Origin of the sequence: Flintibacter hominis (assembly GCF_014287965.1) — a bacterium.
Lineage (GTDB): Bacteria > Bacillota > Clostridia > Oscillospirales > Oscillospiraceae > Lawsonibacter > Lawsonibacter aceti.
The window spans coordinates 1-19,497 of record NZ_JACOPO010000002.1 but is presented as its reverse complement, the minus strand read 5'-3'; the positions used below and the strand labels follow the sequence as shown (position 1 = coordinate 19,497).

Annotated in this window: 23 protein-coding genes; 11 read left to right on the top strand and 12 right to left on the bottom strand. The window is 59.7% G+C overall.

The genetic code is table 11. The features are described from left to right. Window positions 1-202: 202 nt before the first annotated feature. On the bottom strand, window positions 203-385 hold the full coding sequence (locus tag H8S11_RS03240) for a hypothetical protein (RefSeq protein ID WP_186852181.1): 183 nt from the start codon (window positions 383-385) through the stop codon (window positions 203-205). Window positions 386-474: 89 nt separating this feature from the next. Here H8S11_RS03240 and H8S11_RS03235 point away from each other — a divergent pair, with 89 nt between their 5' ends. The 6 genes from H8S11_RS03235 (at window position 475) to H8S11_RS03210 (ending at window position 5,280) form a co-directional block, all read left to right on the top strand. Then, the gene (locus H8S11_RS03235) at window positions 475-696 is read left to right on the top strand and encodes a helix-turn-helix domain-containing protein (protein ID WP_186852180.1); all 222 of its coding nucleotides are present in this window, start codon (window positions 475-477) and stop codon (window positions 694-696) included. Between the two features lie 39 nt (window positions 697-735). Beyond that, complete coding sequence (gene rbfA / locus H8S11_RS03230) at window positions 736-1,122, top strand: 30S ribosome-binding factor RbfA (protein ID WP_186852179.1); 387 nt, start codon at window positions 736-738, stop codon at window positions 1,120-1,122. Then, the gene (locus tag H8S11_RS03225) at window positions 1,119-2,066 is read left to right on the top strand and encodes a DHH family phosphoesterase (protein ID WP_186852178.1); all 948 of its coding nucleotides are present in this window, start codon (window positions 1,119-1,121) and stop codon (window positions 2,064-2,066) included. Before rbfA ends, H8S11_RS03225 begins: the two co-directional genes overlap by 4 nt. After that, window positions 2,059-2,928: a tRNA pseudouridine(55) synthase TruB gene (gene truB / locus H8S11_RS03220; RefSeq protein ID WP_186852177.1), complete on the top strand. Its 870-nt coding sequence runs from the start codon at window positions 2,059-2,061 to the stop codon at window positions 2,926-2,928. The genes H8S11_RS03225 and truB overlap by 8 nt, the downstream gene beginning before the upstream one ends. A gap of 62 nt (window positions 2,929-2,990) precedes the next feature. Continuing rightward, window positions 2,991-3,899, top strand: a complete 909-nt coding sequence (ribF, locus tag H8S11_RS03215) for a riboflavin biosynthesis protein RibF (RefSeq protein WP_147571003.1) — start codon at window positions 2,991-2,993, stop codon at window positions 3,897-3,899. Window positions 3,900-3,930: 31 nt separating this feature from the next. Continuing rightward, window positions 3,931-5,280 (top strand): DUF1576 domain-containing protein, encoded by a 1,350-nt coding sequence (locus H8S11_RS03210; protein WP_240286860.1) that lies wholly within the window; start codon window positions 3,931-3,933, stop codon window positions 5,278-5,280. A 38-nt stretch (window positions 5,281-5,318) separates the two neighbouring features. Here H8S11_RS03210 and H8S11_RS03205 read toward each other — a convergent pair whose 3' ends face one another. Further along, a complete protein-coding gene (locus tag H8S11_RS03205) occupies window positions 5,319-5,825 on the bottom strand; it encodes a spore maturation protein (RefSeq protein WP_147571160.1) in 507 nt (168 codons plus the stop codon). A 100-nt stretch (window positions 5,826-5,925) separates the two neighbouring features. Beyond that, on the bottom strand, window positions 5,926-6,504 hold the full coding sequence (locus tag H8S11_RS03200; RefSeq protein ID WP_186852176.1) for a nucleoside recognition domain-containing protein: 579 nt from the start codon (window positions 6,502-6,504) through the stop codon (window positions 5,926-5,928). Between the two features lie 237 nt (window positions 6,505-6,741). On the opposite strand from H8S11_RS03200, the gene H8S11_RS03195 reads away from it, so the two are divergent. Continuing rightward, a complete protein-coding gene (locus H8S11_RS03195; RefSeq protein WP_186852175.1) occupies window positions 6,742-7,002 on the top strand; it encodes an AbrB/MazE/SpoVT family DNA-binding domain-containing protein in 261 nt (86 codons plus the stop codon). Between the two features lie 47 nt (window positions 7,003-7,049). Here the strand turns inward: H8S11_RS03195 and rsmI are convergent, their stop codons facing one another. Next, window positions 7,050-7,880, bottom strand: coding sequence for a 16S rRNA (cytidine(1402)-2'-O)-methyltransferase (gene rsmI / locus H8S11_RS03190; protein WP_186852174.1), 831 nt, complete (start codon window positions 7,878-7,880; stop codon window positions 7,050-7,052). A 110-nt stretch (window positions 7,881-7,990) separates the two neighbouring features. Here rsmI and H8S11_RS03185 point away from each other — a divergent pair, with 110 nt between their 5' ends. Beyond that, window positions 7,991-8,608 carry a tRNA1(Val) (adenine(37)-N6)-methyltransferase gene (locus tag H8S11_RS03185; RefSeq protein ID WP_186852173.1) on the top strand — a complete coding sequence of 206 codons (618 nt, stop codon included), beginning with the start codon at window positions 7,991-7,993 and terminating at the stop codon, window positions 8,606-8,608. Between the two features lie 60 nt (window positions 8,609-8,668). Here the strand turns inward: H8S11_RS03185 and H8S11_RS03180 are convergent, their stop codons facing one another. Further along, a complete protein-coding gene (locus H8S11_RS03180) occupies window positions 8,669-8,884 on the bottom strand; it encodes a helix-turn-helix domain-containing protein (RefSeq protein WP_147570951.1) in 216 nt (71 codons plus the stop codon). 93 nt (window positions 8,885-8,977) lie between these two features. On the opposite strand from H8S11_RS03180, the gene H8S11_RS03175 reads away from it, so the two are divergent. Beyond that, window positions 8,978-9,241 (top strand): hypothetical protein, encoded by a 264-nt coding sequence (locus H8S11_RS03175; RefSeq protein WP_147570950.1) that lies wholly within the window; start codon window positions 8,978-8,980, stop codon window positions 9,239-9,241. Between the two features lie 8 nt (window positions 9,242-9,249). On the opposite strand, the gene H8S11_RS03170 is transcribed toward H8S11_RS03175, so the two are convergent. The 7 genes from H8S11_RS03170 to H8S11_RS03140 all read right to left on the bottom strand — a co-directional run bounded on the left by H8S11_RS03170 (window position 9,250) and on the right by H8S11_RS03140 (window position 15,415). After that, window positions 9,250-10,404: a bifunctional histidine phosphatase family protein/GNAT family N-acetyltransferase gene (locus H8S11_RS03170; protein ID WP_147570949.1), complete on the bottom strand. Its 1,155-nt coding sequence runs from the start codon at window positions 10,402-10,404 to the stop codon at window positions 9,250-9,252. A 37-nt stretch (window positions 10,405-10,441) separates the two neighbouring features. Continuing rightward, entirely contained in the window at window positions 10,442-10,759 is a 318-nt protein-coding gene (locus H8S11_RS03165) for a DUF1622 domain-containing protein (protein ID WP_186852172.1), read from the bottom strand. 70 nt (window positions 10,760-10,829) lie between these two features. Beyond that, complete coding sequence (locus H8S11_RS03160; RefSeq protein WP_186852171.1) at window positions 10,830-11,750, bottom strand: dihydroorotate dehydrogenase; 921 nt, start codon at window positions 11,748-11,750, stop codon at window positions 10,830-10,832. Continuing rightward, entirely contained in the window at window positions 11,743-12,519 is a 777-nt protein-coding gene (locus H8S11_RS03155; protein WP_147570946.1) for a dihydroorotate dehydrogenase electron transfer subunit, read from the bottom strand. Before H8S11_RS03155 ends, H8S11_RS03160 begins: the two co-directional genes overlap by 8 nt. A gap of 46 nt (window positions 12,520-12,565) precedes the next feature. Further along, a complete protein-coding gene (locus H8S11_RS03150) occupies window positions 12,566-13,132 on the bottom strand; it encodes a hypothetical protein (protein WP_186852170.1) in 567 nt (188 codons plus the stop codon). Window positions 13,133-13,182: 50 nt separating this feature from the next. Further along, entirely contained in the window at window positions 13,183-14,106 is a 924-nt protein-coding gene (gene pyrF / locus H8S11_RS03145; RefSeq protein WP_186852169.1) for an orotidine-5'-phosphate decarboxylase, read from the bottom strand. Window positions 14,107-14,137: 31 nt separating this feature from the next. Beyond that, window positions 14,138-15,415, bottom strand: coding sequence for a dihydroorotase (locus tag H8S11_RS03140; RefSeq protein ID WP_147570943.1), 1,278 nt, complete (start codon window positions 15,413-15,415; stop codon window positions 14,138-14,140). Between the two features lie 334 nt (window positions 15,416-15,749). On the opposite strand from H8S11_RS03140, the gene H8S11_RS03135 reads away from it, so the two are divergent. Next, window positions 15,750-16,595 carry a tyrosine-type recombinase/integrase gene (locus H8S11_RS03135; protein ID WP_186852168.1) on the top strand — a complete coding sequence of 282 codons (846 nt, stop codon included), beginning with the start codon at window positions 15,750-15,752 and terminating at the stop codon, window positions 16,593-16,595. 343 nt (window positions 16,596-16,938) lie between these two features. Beyond that, window positions 16,939-19,497, top strand: a 2,559-nt coding sequence (locus tag H8S11_RS13855; RefSeq protein ID WP_243200918.1) for an InlB B-repeat-containing protein, incomplete at its 3' end; no start/stop codon positions are given.

The window sequence follows — 19,497 nt, the reverse complement described above, 5'->3', positions numbered from 1 at the left end:
GAAATGCGGCATCACCTTTGAGAAGTTCCAGGACATCAAGGAGGGCGACATTATCGAGGCCTTCGTTATGGAACAGATTGAGGTTTAAGGGAAAAGGCCGCCGAAGGCGCCCCCGGCCTGAAAATTTCTCTTTTAATATTCAAAAAATCATTGTATAATAAATACGGCACAGGGCGGGCACAAAGTGCCCGCCCTGTGCCGCTTATTCCAGCGTCTGCATATGCGGATCGTGAAGGGAGAGGCAGGTCAGCTGGGCCCCCAGCTTAAAGCCCTCCTCAAAGGCGTACTGCCCATAGGCGTGGACCGGATCTTTGCGTAGGTATTCCGGGAAACGCTCCGGGTCGTACGGGACACACCAGTAATGGTACAAGAGTTCAAAGAGCATAGTCATCCTATTCACCTCACGTAAATTTAGCTATAAGCTTAATCATCTTTAGTATATCAGCTTTTAGCTAAAAGTCAAGGGGGAATTTTGTGTTCAATAAAAATCAATTCGGGGAACGTCTGCGGATACTTCGAAAGCGGGCCAATGAAAACCAAGGAGATTTGGCTGCTATATTAGATGTGACTATTACACAGATTAGTGATATGGAAACCGGGAAGAGAAGTACGACCCTTGAAAAATTTGCTCTGATCTGCGAGCACTACCAGGTGTCCGCCGACTATCTGCTGGGCTTTCAGGACGAGGAGCGGTGAACCTCTGCCCGAAGACATCCCCAAAAGGAGGAAACATTTATGGCAAGCAATCGAATCGGCCGGATCAATGAGGAGATCCAGCGGGAGCTGGCTTCTCTGATCCCCAATGTAAAAGATCCACGGGTTACCGGCATGATCTCAGTAACGGCGGTGGAGACCACACCGGATCTGCGGTACGCCAAGGTCTATATCTCCGTACTGGACAAGGGGGACTGCGCCCAGGTGCTCAAGGGGCTGAGGTCCGCCTCCGGCTATCTGCGCCGGGAGCTGGGCCGGGCGCTCCAGCTGCGCTACACCCCAGAGCTGTCCTTTGTCCAGGACGACTCCATTGTCAAGGGAGCCCACATCCTGGAGCTGCTCCGGGACCCTGAGGTGGTCAAGCCGGTCAACCCGGACAACCCCTATCAGGAGGATGAGGACCGATGACAGCCAAACAGGCGGCCGAATTTTTAATGGCCCGCGATAACTTTTTGATCCTGACCCACCTGCGTCCCGACGGGGATACCATCGGCTGTGCCGCCGGCCTGTGCCGGGCTCTGCGCCGGGTTGGGAAGGAGGCCTATGTGCTGGAAAATCCAGAGGCTACCTCCCTTTTTACCCCCTATCTGGAGGGACTGCTGGCCCGGTCGGGCTATGAGCCCAAAACGGTGATTTCGGTGGATATCGCCGCCCGCTCCCTGTTTCCAGATAATGCTGTGAAATATGTAGACCGGGTGGACTTGGCCATCGACCACCACCCGTCCCAAGAGTTTTTCGCCCATGATACCTGTCTGGATGAAAAAAAAGCCGCCTGCGGCGAGTTGATGTATGAGATCGTACAACATTTCTGCCAGATTTCTCCAGAGATAGGGGAGGCCCTGTATGTGGCCGTTTCCACAGACTGCGGCTGCTTTGTTTACAGCAATACCACCGCCGCCACCCACCGTGTCGCCGCCGACCTGATGGACAGCGGCTTTGACCCCTATCCTGTCAATCGGCGGCATTTCCGGACAAAGTCCTTCAAGCGGCTGAAACTGGAGGGACTGCTGGCCGCCGGGATGGAACTGCGGGATAGAGGAGAAACGGCGCTGGTCTTTCTGACTCTGGATATGCTCTCCCAGGTAGGGGCCCAGGAGCGGGATATCGAAGATATCTCCGCCTTTGTGGGCCAAGTGGAGGGCGTCAAGACCGGGGTGACCCTGCGGGAGCTGGAGCCGGGGGTATGCAAGCTGTCTCTTCGTACCGACCCAGGGGACCTGAACGCCAGCGCCGTCTGCGCCCGGATGGGCGGCGGCGGCCACGCCGCCGCCGCCGGAGCCACCATTCAGGGTACTATGGCCCAGGCCCGTCAGGCAGTCATCGACGCGATTGAGCAGGTGCGGAATGGCTAATGGGATCGTTATCATCGATAAGCCACAGGGCTGGACGAGTATGGACGTGTGTGCCAAGCTCCGAGGTATCCTTCATGAGAAGCGGGTGGGCCATGCCGGCACACTGGACCCCATGGCGACCGGAGTGCTCCCGGTGTTCGTCGGCCGGGCCACACGGGCGGTGGAGTTTGCTGATAAGTCCGATAAAGAATATATTGCTGGATTAAAACTTGGAGTTATCACCAATACCCAGGATACCAGCGGCCAGGTGGAGGAGCGGCGCCCGGTTTCCGTTACGCCGGACCGGCTGGAGGAGGTGCTGGGGCAGTTTCGGGGAGATATCCTCCAGGTGCCTCCCATGTATTCCGCCATTAAGATTAATGGAAAAAAGCTCTACGAGTTGGCCCGGAAAGGGAGGGAAGTAGAGCGGCCGCCCCGGCCGGTGACCATCCGCTCCCTTATGGTGGAAGGGCAGAGCGCCCCCGACGAGTTTACCATCCGGGTGCGGTGCTCCAAGGGCACCTATGTCCGGACCCTGTGCCACGATATCGGGATGGCCCTGGGCTGCGGCGGATGTATGTCCTCCCTGCGGCGGACAATGGCTGCCGGCTTCGGCCTGGAGGATGCCCTGACCTTAGACCAGGCAGGGGAGGCGGCCGACCCAGCGGCCCTGCTGCGCCCTGTGGACGCCTTTTTTGCTGACCGGGAGAAGCTGGTCCTAGACCCCGCGGCAGAGCGGAAAGTCCGCAACGGCATGACAGTGGTTATGCCCAGGTTAGCGACCGGAGAATATCGGGTGTATGGCCAGAATGGTGAATTTCTGGCCCTGTGTCGGGCTGGGAGCGGCAAGCTGACGACAATCAAAAGTTTTTTCCAGGTTTGACTGGCCCCCTATGGAAACAGCGCCCGGACGCACGCCGTCGGGCGGCAGAGGAGAAAAGAGATATGGCAGATAAACCAAAACGTGTGATTGCCCTGGGTTTTTTCGACGGGGTTCATCTGGGCCACGGAGAGCTGCTCCGGGCGGTGAGGACTGCCGCCGACAAGCTGGAGGCCGCTCCCTGCGCATTTACGTTCGACCGAAGCCCTACCGCCGTCATCACTGGACAGATGGTCCCGCTGTTGAGCAGTGTGGAAGATCGGATCTGGCTCATGCGCCGGTACTACGGCATCCAGGAGGTGATAGTGGCCTCCTTTGACGCCATGCAGCGGATGGACTGGCAGGATTTTATCACCGACTATCTGGTTCGGGAGCTGAATGTGGTCCATGTGGTGGCTGGGCATGACTTCCACTTCGGCTATATGGGGAAAGGAAATCCCCAGCGGCTGCGGGAGAAATGCGCCCAGCTCGGCCTGGGGTGTGACATCATCGGCAGGGTGGAGCAGGACGGCATCACCATCTCCTCCACCTATATCCGTACCCTGGTGGCCCAGGGGGAGATGGAGCGGGCTGGGGAGTTTCTGGGCCACCCCCATACGCTCACCGACCGGGTGGCCCATGGGAAGAAGATCGGCGGCTCCGCCCTGGGGTTTCCCACGGTCAATCTGCGGGTGCCGGCAGGGGTTATCGTCCCGGCCTTTGGGGTGTACGCCACTCGCGTCTGGTTCGACGGCCAGTGCCGGAACGGCGTGACAAATGTAGGCGTCCGGCCCACGGTAGAGGACAACGACGGCCGAGTGACAGTGGAGAGCTATATCCTGGACTTTGATGGGGACCTGTACGGCCATGAGATCCGGGTGGAGTTCTTCAAGCGCCTGCGGGGAGAGCGCCGGTTTCCCTCCCTGGAGGCCCTGGCGGACGAGATTGGACGCAACGCCGATCAGACCCGAGCCTATTTCCGCTCCCTGAACTGACCCGCCCCCGGAAAGAAAGGAGGCCTGTCCATTGGAACATCACCACTGGCGCTATGAAAAGATGTACCCCTGCCTATGGATCTACACCGCTATCCTGTTTTTTACTGGTCTGGTGTGGGCCGGTCCCAGGGATGTGCTGTCCGGCCTGGCCCGTATCGTCCTCACGGAGGACGCCCTGATCACCGACTATATCCTAGTGTCCGGGCCGGGGCCGGCCCTGGTCAACTCCGCCTTGGTGACCGCCATTTCCATTCTGGTCCTCCGGGCCTCACGGGAGCCCCTGAACGGAATGAGCCTGGTGGTCATCGGCCTGATGTCCGGCTTTTCCTTGTTCGGCAAAAACCCGGTGAACATCTGGCCTATCCTGCTGGGCAGCTGGCTGTATGCCAAGAGCCGGAAGGAGCCCTTCGGCAAATACGCCGCCACTGGCTTGATGGCTACCGCCCTAGCCCCAGTGGTCAGCTACATCGCCCTGGACAACGGCTGGGGGACCCCCGCCTCCGGGGTACTGGTAGGAGTGCTCATTGGCTTCATTATGCCGCCGCTTTCGGCCTATACCTACAAGGTGCAAAATGGTATGAACCTGTACAACATCGGCTTTGCCTGTGGGCTGGTGGCCTTTATCCTGGTTCCCCTCATGAGCTCCATGGGGGCCGATCCCACCACCTACTATCGGTGGGCGACTGGCTATGACCATATTTTCGCCCCCATGCTGGCCGCCCTGTGCCTGCTGCTGATTCTGGCCGGGCTGTTTTTCTGCAAAAGGCCGGTGTGGGCGGCGTGGGCGGGATACCGTCGTCTGCTCCAGACCAGCGGCCGTGCCCCCAGCGATTATCTTCGTATGTTCGGCGCCGCCCCAGTGCTTATCAACACGGGAGTCAACGGCCTGATTGGGATGACCTTTATTCTGGCCGGAGGGGGCGAACTCAACGGTCCGACCATCGGCGGCATCCTGACCATCATGGGTTTCTCCGCCTTTGGTAAACATGCCTTCAATATCATCCCAGTGATGGGAGGCGTCTTTTTGGGCAGCCTTGTGATGCACTGGTCTCTCAATGACCCGGCGGTCCAACTGGCCTGCCTGTTCTGCACCACCTTGGCCCCGGTGTCCGGGTACTTCGGCTGGCCCTATGGAGTGCTGGCCGGCTTCATCCACTCCTCGGTGGTGCTGTATACCGGCTCCCCAGTGGCGGGGATGAACTTGTACAACAACGGCTTCTCCGGCGGATTGGTGGCCATTGTGCTCTATGCCACTATCGTCGCCATCGCCCGGCACCGCAAGCCTGTCATCCAGGATCAGGATTACTTTGACCCCCTGGAGCACGATGAGCCCCTGGTGCCTCCGGACCCACAGCAGCTGACCGAAGAGGACGATACATAGCAAAAAGAGGATGCGGGACGGCTCCCGCATCCTCTTTCTTATCCTCCAAACAGCAGGCCCACAGCCCAAGAGGCGGCCAGAAAGCCGGTGAGATCGGCGCAAAGGGCCGCCGGGACAGCGTACCGGGTACGGGTGATGCCAACGGCCCCGAAATAGACGGCGATGGTGTAGAAGGTGGTTTCTGTAGAGCCCAGCATTACCGCCGCCGTCCGGCCCAGCTGGGAGTCGGGACCGTAGGTGGAAATGAGCTCCGCGCCTACACCCAGGGCGGCGGAGCCGCTGATGGGCCGGACCAGCATCAGGGGCAGCAGCTCCGGGTCCAGTCCCACCCGCTCCAGCAGAGGGGCCAGAGCCAGGGCGGCCAGCTCCAGGGCGCCGGAGGCTCGGAGCATATAGACCGCCGTCATCAGCCCCACCAGAGAGGGGACGATGCGGACCAGAGTAGACAGGCCCTCCCCCGCCCCCTGGACCAGGGAGGAGTACACATCCACCCGATGAAAGGCCCCATAGAGGGCCACCCCACAGATGGTAAAGGGGACAATCATGTTGAAAAAGAGCTGCACAGTCCGGAAGACCTCCCTGACGGAAACAGATTTGAATGGGGTTCAAGGGGAAAAAACAGGCGGCGGCTGGAATAAGCCAAACTCACTCTGGCCAGAGCTTTGCCAAGATTTTGCACATCAGAATCCCCACACTCACAGACAGGGCGGAAGCCAGCCACACCGCTGGAAGAATGTCAAAGGGAGAGACGCACCCCTCCGCCGCCCGCACGGTGGCCACTGTGGTGGGGATGAGCTGGATGGAGGCGGTATTGCACACCACCAGCATACACAAACTGTCCGAGGCCACGCCGGGGCTCTTTTTGGCCATGCCCCGTGCGGCCTCCAGTCCCAGGGGAGTGGCGGCATTTCCCAGTCCCAGAAGGTTGGCCGAAACATTGGCGGAGATGCTGTCCATCACCGCCCGATCCCGGGCCATCTGGGGAAAGAGCCGTCGGAGCACCGGACCCAGCAGGCGGGACAGCCGATTGGCCAGACCGGACCGGCGCATGACCTCCATCACTCCGGTCCACAGGCACATCATCCCGGCGATGGAGAGGCACAGCTCCACCGCTGCCGAGGTGCCCTCCACCGCGGCGGCGGCCACCTCCGGCCCTCGGCCGGTGGCCAGACCGCACAGCACAGAGATGACCACCATCCCTGTCCAGATTACCGTCATCGTCATACTGCCCACCCCCTCTTGTCCCCATTTATACGGGCGGGCCCCGGCCGGTATGCCTGCCTTTTGAGAATTGGATAAATATGGGACAAAAATTAGGAAAATATCAGGTAAATTTTTCCTTTTCGCCCTTTTTCGACAGGAAAACATTGACAAAGTAAACTTTAACCAATACAATGATTTCAAACAATCCGCCGGCCCCCTCCCCGTGGGCCGGAGAAATATATAGAAAGGAAGAGAGCGATGAAATCCACCGGTATCGTGAGGAAAGTGGACGAACTGGGCCGGGTCGTACTGCCCATCGAGCTGCGCCGTACTTTGGGGATCGAGGAGAAAGATCCGCTGGAGATCTATATGGACGGGCCCAGCATCGTTTTGAGAAAGTATCAGGTTTCCTGCGTCTTTTGTGACAGTGAGAAGGACATTTTTTCATTCCGGGGGAAAAATGTCTGCCGCAAATGTGCCGCGGGCCTTCAGCTGTTGAGCCAGTCCGACCTGGAGTGAAGACAAAAACAGGCAGTCATCCAAACGGATGACTGCCTGTTTGTTTTTCATCGGTCCACGGCCCGGTCATAGAGCTGCTTCCGGGGCAGGCCCAGCTCTTTAGCCGCCTGGCGCACAGCGTCCCGGAGGGATAGTCCCTCTCCCCGCAGGCGGTCCACCAGCAGCAGCCCGTCCTCCAGGGTGACCTCGCCCTCCTCCGTCGGCTCTGAGCCCCGGACCACCAGCACGAACTCCCCCTTGGGGGTGTTGTCCCGATAGTAGTCGGCCGCTTCCCCCAGGGTGGCGCGGCGGATCTCCTCATGGAGCTTGGTGAGCTCCCGGCATAGGGAGATGGGGCGGTCCGCTCCAAAGGTGTCCGCCAGGTCCCGGAGGGTGGCAGCCAGCTTGTGGGGGGCCTCATAGAACACCATGGTCCGTTCCTCCCCCCGAAGGGAGTCCAGGTGGGAGCGGCGGTTTTTCTTGTTCATGGGCAAAAAGCCCTCAAAGGTGAAGCGGCCTGTGGGCTGGCCGGAGGCCGCCAGAGCGACTACCAGGGCACAGGGACCAGGGATGGGACACACTGGGATCCCCAGGGCGGCGCACTGGGCCACCAGCTCCTCGCCGGGGTCGGAGATGGCGGGCATCCCTGCGTCGGTCACCAGGGCGCAATTCTCTCCAGCCAGCAGCCGGTCCAGCACCGCCCGGCCGCCGCTGTCGGTATTGTGGCGGTGATAGGACACCATGGGCTTTTTCAGCCCCAGGTGATTGAGCAGTTTGATGGATACCCGTGTGTCTTCGGCGGCGATGAAGTCCGCTTGAGCCAGGGTGTCCGCCATCCGCTGGGAGATATCCCCTAGATTGCCAATGGGGGTGGGGACCAGATATAAGGTTCCGGCCATATGCCCTTCGCCTCCTCTGTCAGTGTCAAAAGATTCCTCCGTATTATACCATAGTTCTCTCTTTTGTGGTATTCTTTTCTTATCTGTTTGAGAGAGGAGGGAGAAGGCCCATGAAGACGGAACAGCTTGGCCCTTACACCCTTTCCTGGCCGGAAGGGGTATTTCCACTGGGGGGCGACGCCCTTGCCCTGGGGGAGTTCGCTACTGTGCGGCCCCGGTGGCGGGTGTGTGACCTGGGAACGGGGAGCGGCGTCCTGCTTTTGCTGCTGGCCCGGAGGGCGGAGGGCCTGTCCCTTACCGGGGTGGAGCTGGACCCCCTGTCCGCCCGAACCGCCCGGAGCAATCTGGAGCGCAACGGTCTGGCGGGGGAGATCCTGCCCGCTGACCTGCGGTCCGTGCCTCTGCCTGCCGGGGCCTTTGACCTGGTGGTGTCCAACCCACCCTATTTTTCCCTGGGCAGTGGAGGGAGCGGCGGTCCCACTCGGAGCGAGGAACACTGTGCCCTGGAGGAGCTGTGCGCCGCCGCCGCCCGACTGGTGCGGAATGGGGGGCGGTTTGCCCTGTGCCACCGGCCTGAACGGCTAACGGATGTGGTGTGCACCCTCCGGGCCAGCGGGCTGGAGCCTAAGCGGCTCAAGCTGGTGTCCCACGGGCCGGGCCATCCGCCCGCCCTCCTGCTGGTGGAGGGGGTGCGGCAGGGGAGGCCGGGGCTGACCATCGAAGAATAAAACAGCGCCGGGACCATCCACAGACGGTCCCGGCGTTATTTTATGGTGCGGGGGAGGGGGTCACCGGCGCTCCCGGACATCCGAGCGGCCCACCAGATAGTCCAGACTGACATCGAAGAAGTCAGCGATGGCGATCAGGCCGTGGAAGTCAGGAAAGCGCTGATTCAGTTCATAGCATTGATAGGCCCGATACCCAATATGCAGAGCAGCGGCCACCTCTTTCTGGGTCATTTTCTTTTCTTTTCTGAGCAGTCGGATTCGTTCAAAAAATTCCATAACTGTTCTCTAATCCTCTTGACATACGCTTATTGCGCATATATAATGAATATGCGCTGAAAGCGAATATATTATATGTGGGGTGAATTAGAAATGCAACAACTTTTAGCCCAGCTCTTTTGGCTCAACGGGGAAGTGCCCGAGGCGGTGGAGCGCTTTCTGGACACGGTGCCCTCCTATCAGGCCGCCAAACGGGAGTATGAGCAGGCGGCCCGGCAGATCGAGGCGGCGGTGGGGCTCCCGGCGTACGAGGACTATTTCGCCAAGCTGGCCGACTTTGGCAGCTACCTCCAGGGGGGCTACTACGCCTTCGGACTGGGCCTCCGGCAGGAGCTGATCCGCCAGATGCTGGGGTGAGGGGGGCCCTACCGCTGGTAGCCGATGTACTTCTCCATGATGTCCAGGGGGACCCGGCTCCCCGTTTCCTCCCCAATCTTGACAAAGCCGTGCTTGCGGTAAAAATGTTGAGCCCGGTCGTTGTAGGGGGCGCACCGAAGCCGGAGCCTGTCCCGTCCCAGGGGGCGGAAGTAGGAAACGGCCTGCCCCACCAACTGGACGCCTAAGTTTTGCTCCCTCCGCTGAGGGTTCATGTAGCAGAAGGGGATGTACCCGGCGTTGTCGGTACTGTACCGCTCCTGGTCCAACTGGAGCAGGCCGACCGGCTCCTCCCCGGCCATGGCCACCGTCACCCCCCAGGGGGACTGGTCCAGGTGCTTTTGGGCGTCCCGGAGGAAGCCCGCGCCATCAAAGGGGATCTCCAGACCGTGGGTGGACTCCCAGGCATCCCGCCGAGCGCCCAGATACAGCTCCCGCTCGGTATCCCACCGGATGGGGCGGAACCACAGGTTCACGTCCTCCGCCTTCTGCTTGTCCTTCCGCCACCAGGCTTGCTTACCCAGGGTGGCCAGCTCCGGCGGCAGATGGGAGGCGTCGCTGTCAAAGACTACCTGGAACCGCTCTCCGTCAAAGGTAAGGCAGTTGACGGCGGTGTTCTCGCTGTGGCTGAGGGTGTGCCAGTCCTCTGGGGAGATGCCTTTCACATTGGCGAGAAATTGGCGGATAGCCGTGCCATGGCTGAATACGGCGACGGTCTGGCCGGGGTGCTGCCGTGCCAGGGAGGTCAAGGCCCGCTCCAGCCGATCCCCCGCCTCGGCCAGACTCTCGCCGCCAGGGGCCCGCCAGGCAGGGTCGCTACGGTTGAAGGCCGCCATCCCCGCCGGATCAAAGTGCCGCACCTGCCCCCAAGTCTGGTCCTCCCAGTCCCCCAGATTGATTTCCCGGAGCTGGGGGTCAGTGTGGAGGGGCAGACCCTTGGGCACATAGATGGCCCGGGCGGTGGTACATGTGCGGTACAGGTCGCTGGACCAGACCGCGTCGATGTGGATATCCCGAAAGCGATCCTCCAGAGCCTTGATCTGGGCAAAGCCATTTTCTGTAATCAAGGCGTCATACCAGCCGTGGATGCGCCGGTGGAGGTTGCCCTCGGCCTCGGCGTGGCGGATGAGATAGATGGTGGTCATAGGCTACATTCCTTTATGTACGGCGGGGGGGGTGCATTCACCCCCCGCCTCTCATTTCAAAATGGATGAGCAGGGACAGCAGGGCCCGGAGCAGGATGACCGCCCCCAGCACCAGAAGCTCGTTCAGGTCCCGGACCAGCACGGTTTTGAGGATCTCGGCGGCCATCTTGAACTCCAAGCTGGTAGCCAACCCATTGGCCAGGTCGGCCTTGATGTTGACCGCCCGGTGGGTGATCAGTCCCCGGCAGTACTGGAAAAAGCCCCCCAGGGCGGACACGGCCACCACGAAAATGCCCATCAACTCACACAGGGAGATGACTGTGGGCAGGGTGCGCTCAATGACCAGATGGAGCACAGGCTCATCCTCCCATCTTCACAGAGATGGGATAGTATATGCAGGTTTCCAGGAGATCAACCCGGCCGACTTACCAGGGGAGGACCTTTCCCGTCAGCTCCCGGACCGCCGCAAGGCCCTGCCCGGCGGCGAGGACGGCCAGCCCGTCCCGGACCTTTAAGGGGGTATAGGGATCGGCAAACAGGGCGGTGCCCACCGCCACAGCACTGGCCCCCGCCAGCATCAGCTGGGCCGCGTCCTCCCCCCTGGACACGCCGCCCATGCCCAAGATGGGCACCTTGACAGCCTGGGCCACCTCCCACACCATCCGCACCGCCACGGGCAGCACAGCGGGGCCGGACAGGCCGCCGGTATTCATCTTTAAAATGGGGCGGCGGGTGTTCACGTCGATCCGCATCCCCCGGATGGTGTTGATGAGGGAAATGGCGTCCGCCCCGGCGCCCTCCACTGCCCTGGCGATCTCGGTGATGTCGGTGACATTGGGGGACAGCTTGACCATCACAGGGACCTGCCCCGCGTGGGCCTTGGCCACATGGGTGACCTCAGCGGCCAGCTCCGGCCGGGTGCCGTAGGCCAGCCCTCCAGCCTTCACGTTGGGGCAGGAGATGTTCACCTCTATCATGTCCACTCCGGCCCCAGCCAGCTTTTCGCACATAATGCCGTATTCCTCCGGGGTGTTGCCCGAGATGTTGGCGATCACCTTTGTGTCGTACTGCCGCAGGAAGGGCAGCTCCTCAGTGATAAAGGCGTCAACGCCGGGATTTTGCAGGCCCACGGAGTTGAGGATACCCATAGGGGTTTCCGCGATGCGAGGAGCGGGATTGCCCTCCCGTGGGAGCAGAGTCAGGCCCTTGGCACAGATGCCTCCCAGCTCCGACAGGTCAAAAAACTGGCTGTACTCCCGGCCGAATCCAAAGGTACCAGAGGCCACCACCACCGGATTTTTCATGGTCATCCCCGCCAGCGTGACGGACAAATTCACATCAGGCATCCCAGTCTACCTCCCTGGAATCAAATACCGGGCCGTCCTTGCATACATGCTTCCGGCTGCCGTCGGCCATGTCGCAGGCGCACACCAGACAGGCCCCCACGCCGCAGCCCATCCGCTCCTCCATAGACACCTGGCAGGGGATGCCAAACTCCTCCGCTACCTTCGCCACGTTCCGCAGCATGGGCTTGGGGCCGCAGGCCAGCACTCCGTCATAGCCCCTGTCCTCAGACAGCTCCCGGCGGACCAGGGCATCCACAAAGCCGTGATGTCCCAGAGAGCCGTCATCAGTGGCGCACAGAACCTTGGCGCAGTCCTCCCGGAAGAAATCCTCTAAAATAATCTTGTCCCGGGAGCGGCCTCCCAGGATGGCGGTGGCCCTTCCCCCAGTGTACTGGGCGCAGCCCAGCATGGGCGGGATGCCGATGCCGCCACCCACCAGGAGGTAGCGGCCCTCCGGCTTCAGATCAAAGCCGTTGCCCGCCAGACCCAGCACATCCAGACTGTCCCCCAGCTCCCGGCCGGCCAGCCACCGGGTCCCCTCTCCACGGACCTCAAAGACGATGGACAACAGGTCGTCGGGCTCGTCCTCCATACAGGAGCACACCGAGATGGGCCGCCGCAGCAGCAGCCCCTCCCCACACCGGATATGGACGAACTGACCGGGGGCCCGGAAGGAGGCGCGGATCATGTCTCCCACCTCCAGTGTCATATAGACGGCATCACCCACCTGCTCCTTGGACACAATCTTACATTCTCGTTCTACTTTCATAGACATCTCTGCTTTCTATACTGTGTTGAACCGGGAAAAGGGATAGTCACTTCTCCCAGGGGACCTTTTTGGACCTCTTGCTGGTAGACTGCTTCTCCTCCTGGGGGAAAGTCCGGCCCAATCCAGCCTGACGCACAGCGCAGCTGGGACAGCCGATCAGGGGGCTGTGGCGGGTCCCGCAGTCGGGACAGGTGACCTGCTCCGCTTCCGGCTGGTCGGTCAGCGCGGCCCAGGCGCCAGGGGCGGCGGTGTACAGCTCCACCTTGCCGCACTGGGGGCAGGCGTACAGGTCCACCTCATAGCTGGGCAGACCCAAAGAGGAGAGCCCGCCGTACCCGTCGGAGCCGATGGAGAAATTCCGCAGTTTCCGGTGGAGGATGGCGCCGCAGGCAGGGCAGGGCTTGCCAGTGTTGATGTCGGCGCGGATGTCCTCCCCGTTTTCCAAATAGGGGGAATCCAAAATTTGGCGGAACAGCTCCGCCCGTTCCGGCCCCACGGTATTGTCCAGCCGATTGGCACAGTCCGAGCACACAGACTGCTTGGTGTTATGAAAGTCTATCTTTACCTTGTCGAACATACCCAGCTTCTGGCCGCATAGGACACAATTTGCCATGATACCGCCTCCTTGTTCCCGCACCGGGGCGGGGTCCTCCGTTTCTCCCGTTAAACGATGGTCACAAACTGCTTGATATCATCCCGCATGGCGATGGCGGCGTTTCTGGCGGCCTCCTGAAAATCATGGCCGTCCCCACCAGTCTTTTGCCAGGCACACATAATGCCACGGGAGGAGTTGACAATGGCCCCGTGGCCATATTTGTCAAAGGCGTACCGCACATCGTCAGCGGTGCCCCCCTGAGCGCCGTAACCGGGGACCAGGAAGAAGGTATGCTCCAGCCGCTTCCGCAGGGCCCGGATGTCAGAGGGGTAGGTGGCTCCGGTGACGGCCCCAGCCATCGTATAGCCGTATTTGCCCTCGGTGCCGGCGGCGATGCGCTCGTTGAGGTCGCCCATTACCTGGTAGACCAGCCGGTCCCCGGCCACGATGTCCTGAAGCTCGCCGGAGCCGGGGTTGGAGGTCTTGACCAGGACAAAAACACACTTGTCCTCCTCCTTGGCGGCCTTCAGGAAGGGATTGATGGAGTCAGAGCCCATATATCCGTTCAGGGTGACGCAGTCGGCGTCAAAGGACTTGAACTGCTGGCCCTCGATGCTGGCCCCGGACAGCCAGCCCTCGGCGTAGGCGGCGGCGGTGGAGCCGATGTCCCCCCGCTTGATGTCGGCGATGACGAACAGCCCCTTGCTCTTGGCGTAGCGGATGGTCCGCTCCAGCATCTCCATGCCCTGCCAGCCCAGATTCTCGTAGTAGGCAGACTGGGGCTTCACCGCCGGGACGACGTCGCACAGGGCGTCGATCAGGCCCGCGTTGAACTGGTAGATGGCCTCGGCGGCCCCCTTCAGCCCCACGCCGTGCTCCTCAAAAGCGGCCCGGCGGATGTGTTCGGGAACATACTCAATCCGGGCGTCCAGCCCGGCTACGGTGGGGTTTTTCATGGCGCGTATCTTATCCTGTAATACGTCAAAAGACATAGCGTCCTTCCTCCTCTGTTTATGTGATGTCTCAGGCCTGGCGGTAGATGACCCGGCCCTTGACAATGGTATATTTCACCCGGCCCTTGACCTTCCAGCCGCCGAAGGGGGTATTCCGGGCCTTGGAAGCGAACCGCTCCGGATCAACGGTCCACTCCTCGTTGGGGTCGAAGATGGTTAGGTCCCCGTCCACCCCAAGGGACATCCGACCTTTTGGCAGGTGGAGGATGTCAGAGGGGTTGGTACTCATGCGGCGGATGATCTCAGGCAGCTCCATTTTGCCCGTGTGGTACAACTGGGTCAGCGTGATGGCCAGACTGGTCTCCAGCCCGATCATGCCGCTGGGCGCCCGGACAAGGGGGCGGGCCTTCTCCTCGGCGGAGTGGGGGGCGTGGTCAGTGGCGATGGCGTCTATGGTGCCATCCTTCAGGCCGGCGATGATGCCCTTGACATCCTGGGCGGTGCGCAGGGGCGGGTTGACCCGTGCCAGGGAACCCTGGACCAGCACCTCGTCCTCGGTGAGGGTGAAGTATTGGGGGCAGGTCTCACAGGTGATGTGGATGCCCTTCTTTTTCATCTTTCGGATGATCTCCACGCTGCGGGCGGTGGACACATGGCAGATATGGACGTGGGCCCCGGTCTCCTCGGCCAGCATGGCGTCCCGCATGACCACCAGTTCCTCGGCGATGGCGGGCCGTCCCTCCAGCCAAAGCTGTCGGGATACGCTGCCCTCATTCACCGCCCGCCCCTCCACCATGGAGGTGTCCTCGCAGTGGCACAGGACCGGAATGTCCAACTGACCGGCTTGGATCAATACATCCCGCATGAGATTTGCGTTGTCCACATTGTTCCCGTCATCCGACAGAGCTATGGCTCCCGCCTTTTTCAGCGCGTCGGCATCGGTGGGCTCCTCCCCGCGGAGCCCTTTGGACAGGGCGGCGATGGGGAAGATCTGGACCCCGGAGCCCTGGTTGGCCCGGTCCAGCACATACTGGACCTGCTCGGGGCAGTCCACTGTGGGGCTGGTGTTGGCCATGCAGGCCATGGCGGTGATGCCGCCACGGGCGGCCGCGTTGGAGCCGGTGATGATATCCTCCTTATAGGTGAGGCCGGGGTCCCGGAGGTGGACATGCATATCCACCAGGCCAGGGGAGACGGCCAGACCGGAGGCGTCGATGACCTGGTCAGCCTCTGCCTCCAGGCCGCGCTCAATCAGGACGATCTTTCCGTCCTCAATCAGGATATCCTGAAGTATGACGGCGGAGGTCACAGGGTGGACCACCCGCCCGTTTTTGATTAAAAGTTTCATGAGGTCCCTCCGGAAATGAAAAGCTATTTTTCAGCCGTGTTGTTTCGGCGCGCCGAAACGCATATCTATCTAACTGTAAATTATAGCGGAAGGCGCAAAATTTCGCAACGGATTTTACAATTAAATTTGGAGCGGGGAGGTCGCCAGGCACGCAGAGCTTTGTAGAAACGCCCCGCCTTGGCAAAAAGCCAAGGCGGGGCGTTTTTGAGAGCGGGCGAGGGTCGGCAGCCTGCTGTCTGATCACTTTTTAGCCTTCACAAAAGGGAACATAAGAGCGTATAACAGCGCCTCATCAAGTTAAAATAGGAATATTACTTTGATGGGAGGGCTTAGTATGAATGCTCACACAATCACAGCCGAACAGATTGCCAGGTATGGCGAGCATCTGAGGGAGGAGGAGCGCGCCCCCGGCACCGTCGAAAACTATCTGCGAAATGTAGACCGCTTTGTATTCTGGCTGGCCGGACGTGCCGTGACCAGAGAGAAGGCAGTCGAATGGAAGGAGCATCTGGTGTCCTGCCGCTACGCTCCGGCCACTATAAATGGAATGTTGTCCGCGCTCAACAGCTTCTTTTCCTACTTTGGTTGGCAGGAGTGCCGGGTGAAGGCGCTGCGTGTCCAGCGGCGGGCATTCCGTGACCCTTCCCGGGAGCTGACGCGGGAGGAGTATGAACACCTGATCGAAACGGCCCGCCTGCTGGGACGGGAGCGCCTTGCCCTGGTACTGGAAACCATAGGGGCCACCGGGGTCCGGGTGTCTGAGGTCCGCTATCTCACCGTGGAGGCCGCCCGGAGTGGCCGGGCCGAGATATCCCTAAAGGGGAAGATCCGCACCATTCTGCTTCCGGGCAAGCTGTGCCGCAAGCTTCTAAAATATGCCCGAAAAGAAAAAATCGCCTCCGGCGAGGTGTTTCGCACCGGCGGCGGCAAAAGCCTGTCCAGAAAACAGATATGGTCAGAGATGAAGAACCTGTGCCATCATGCCGGGGTGGAGCCGTCCAAGGTCTTTCCCCACAACCTGCGGCACCTATTTGCCACCGTCTTTTACCGGGCCTGTGGGGATATCGTCAAGCTGGCTGATGTGCTGGGCCACTCCAGCATCGAAACGACGCGCATCTATCTGCTGACCTCCGGGGCGGAACACATCCGAACCCTGGACCGGCTCCGTCTGGTCTGCTAGACAAAATGATTATTTTGCGGTGACTCTTGCTGTTGACATATGCCTATTGTGTAACAAAATGATTATTTTGTCAATAGGAAAGCCGCCGGAAAGCGATTTAGGTCAGACATTTTTCTCCCGTACTTAAAGAGGAAAAGGAAAATCAAGGAAAAAATTGGAAAAATGTGTATGAAAGTTAAGCCGTCGGAGAAAAAATTCTCATACGGTCCGGTTTTTATACTGTTAAACTTGCATTCTCTTTTGGAGTGCGTTACAATAATGCCATGGATGGTCGGCTCTGTTAGCGGATGTGTGACCAAATAATCATTTAGTCCAATTTGGACAGAAGAGGAGGAGAAAAAACATGAAGAAAAAGCTGTTGTCCACATTGATGGCGATGATTATGGTGCTGTCAATGTTCCCAGCGGCGGCACTGGAGGAAAGCGTTGACCTGCAGTCCAGCGGGACCACGGCCACAGAGGCGTCCGGCCAGGAGCTGGACACCACGGAAGATGGATGGACTGAGGTCAGCGGCGCGGAGGCACTGGGCGCCGCTCTGACCAACGGCGGCAATATCAAACTGACCGGAAGCATTGAAGTGAGTGAGAAACAGAGCTGGACTGTCGCCAGCGGTACGACCGTCGTGCTGGACCTGAACGGCTATAGTATCACCAGCACCTATAATGCCTCTAATTATTTCCTCATCACGATCAACGGCGGATCTCTGACGCTGGAAGATAGCTCTGAGGCTGGCACCGGCAAAATTGAGATCAAGGACGCTTCCAGCAGCTACCCCCTACAGCTGAAGGGGAATGGAAGCAGCTTTACCATGAATGGCGGTACGATTACTGCGATAGAGGATGCTCTGGACATTTATACTTCTGCCCAAAATACGACTGTTACCATCAACGGCGGTACGATGAAAAGTCAGAGCTATTCTACCCTTGCCATCCGCGGCAAGGGTACCGTAGTCAAGATCACCGGAGGCCTAATCGAAAACGATGGTTCTAATACTGCCTTTGTCAGCAGCAGCGGCTCCACTGACTCGGAGAGCATCGTGTTTAATATGACCGGCGGCAAGATGACTTCGACTGGGACTGGTATCCTCACCGACTATGCGCTGACTGTGAACATTGGCGGCGAGGCCGAGATCGAGACCAAAGGCACTGGTATCGCTGTAAAAGGTACCACCATACTGAATGTGGGAGGAGGCAGCATCAAATCTGGAGCCTATGGCATAAGCGCCGACTATAATAATACTGTCAACATCACTGGCGGCACCATCGAAACTACCAGCTATAGTTCGGCGGCTGTTAAGGTGGGAGCACAGAGTCAAGCTGCTATTTCCGGTGGTACCATCGTAGGTAAGAAGAACCTGGACGGCTCCGCAGACAATATTACCGTCACCGGCGGCACTTTCCAGAATGCCGACGGCGGTAAGGTAGATGTGAGCGGCTATCTTCCTGAGGGCACCACTCAGGACGAAAGCGGCAACGTGGTTGTTGATGAGAGCACGGCCGTAGCTTCCATCGGCAACGTGGGTTACACCACTTTAGCGGCCGCCGTGGAGGCCGCCAAGAACGGTGATATCATCACTCTGCTGAAACCAGTGGAGATTACTGAGTCTCTTAAGATCAATAAGGCGGTCGTCATCGACGGGAAAGGCAACACCCTGACGGCGAAGGACTGCGCGGCGCTGCAGATCACAGCGGATCTGGATTCCCTCACCATCCAAAATCTGATTGTGGCTGGCGAAACTGCCAACGAAAACTATGTGGCCAGTGAGATCATGGCTGCGCCCTATATGGGGTTGGGCACCTATAACATGGCCTACGGTGTTGGCGACTTGAAGCTGAACAACGTGACCATCCAGGGATTTGACTATGGCCTGTATTTCAGCAGCAGTACAACCAATGAAAAGCCTCTCTCCATCACCGCGAATGACCTGACCATCCAGGACTGCTACATTAAGGGCGTCTACCTTGAAAAGCTGACCGATTCTTCGTTTACTGATTGTAAGTTCTTGAACAATGGCGATAACGCGGAGCAGGTAAGTGAAAACTTCTCCACCTGGATGTGCGGCGTAGACCTGAACCTGAAGTACGGCACATATGAGGACATCGCCTTTACAGGCTGTACCTTTACCGGAAACGGTGCCAATCGCGGCACCGCGCTCCACATCAAAGCCCGTGACGACGGTAGTTATGCCACGAATGACGCCTCTCTGGACGGCGTGACAATAGAGGGCTGTGTCTTTAGCGAAAATAACGCTGTTGACAGCGGGGCTGCAGAAGAAACTCCATACGGGCCCGTTGTTTTGGGCGAGCCTGGTAAGGATAACAAGACCCCGGTCAATGTGTCCATACAGCCTGATGTAACTTACACGGATAATCTGAAAACGGATGCGGTGTTTACGGTTACCTTTGACAGCAACGGCGGCAACGCTGTGCCTACCCAGATGGTGGAGGCGAATCAAACCATCACCCTGCCCACCCCAACACGCAGTGGGAGCTATACATTCCAGGGCTGGTATGAGGATGGCACAAAAATCGAGCAGAAGGAATATCAGGTGACCAAAGATGTGACCTTGGTAGCCCAGTGGACCTATACTGGCGGTGGCAGCGGCGGCGGAGGCGGCTCCAGCAGCTACTCCATCAGTGTGGACAAGAACATTGACAACGGCAGTGTGACCGTGTCCCCCAAGAGCGCCTCCAGCGGCCGGACGGTGACCATCACCGTCAAGCCCGACGGGGGCTATGAGCTGGACGAGCTGACCGTCACCGACAAGAACGGGGACGAGATCAAGCTGACCGACAAGGGCGACGGCAAGTATACCTTCAAGATGCCCCGGTCCAAGGTGACCATTGAGGCCTCCTTCGTGGAGATCGACCACCAGGATACCTGCCCCGCCGCCGGCTTCCGG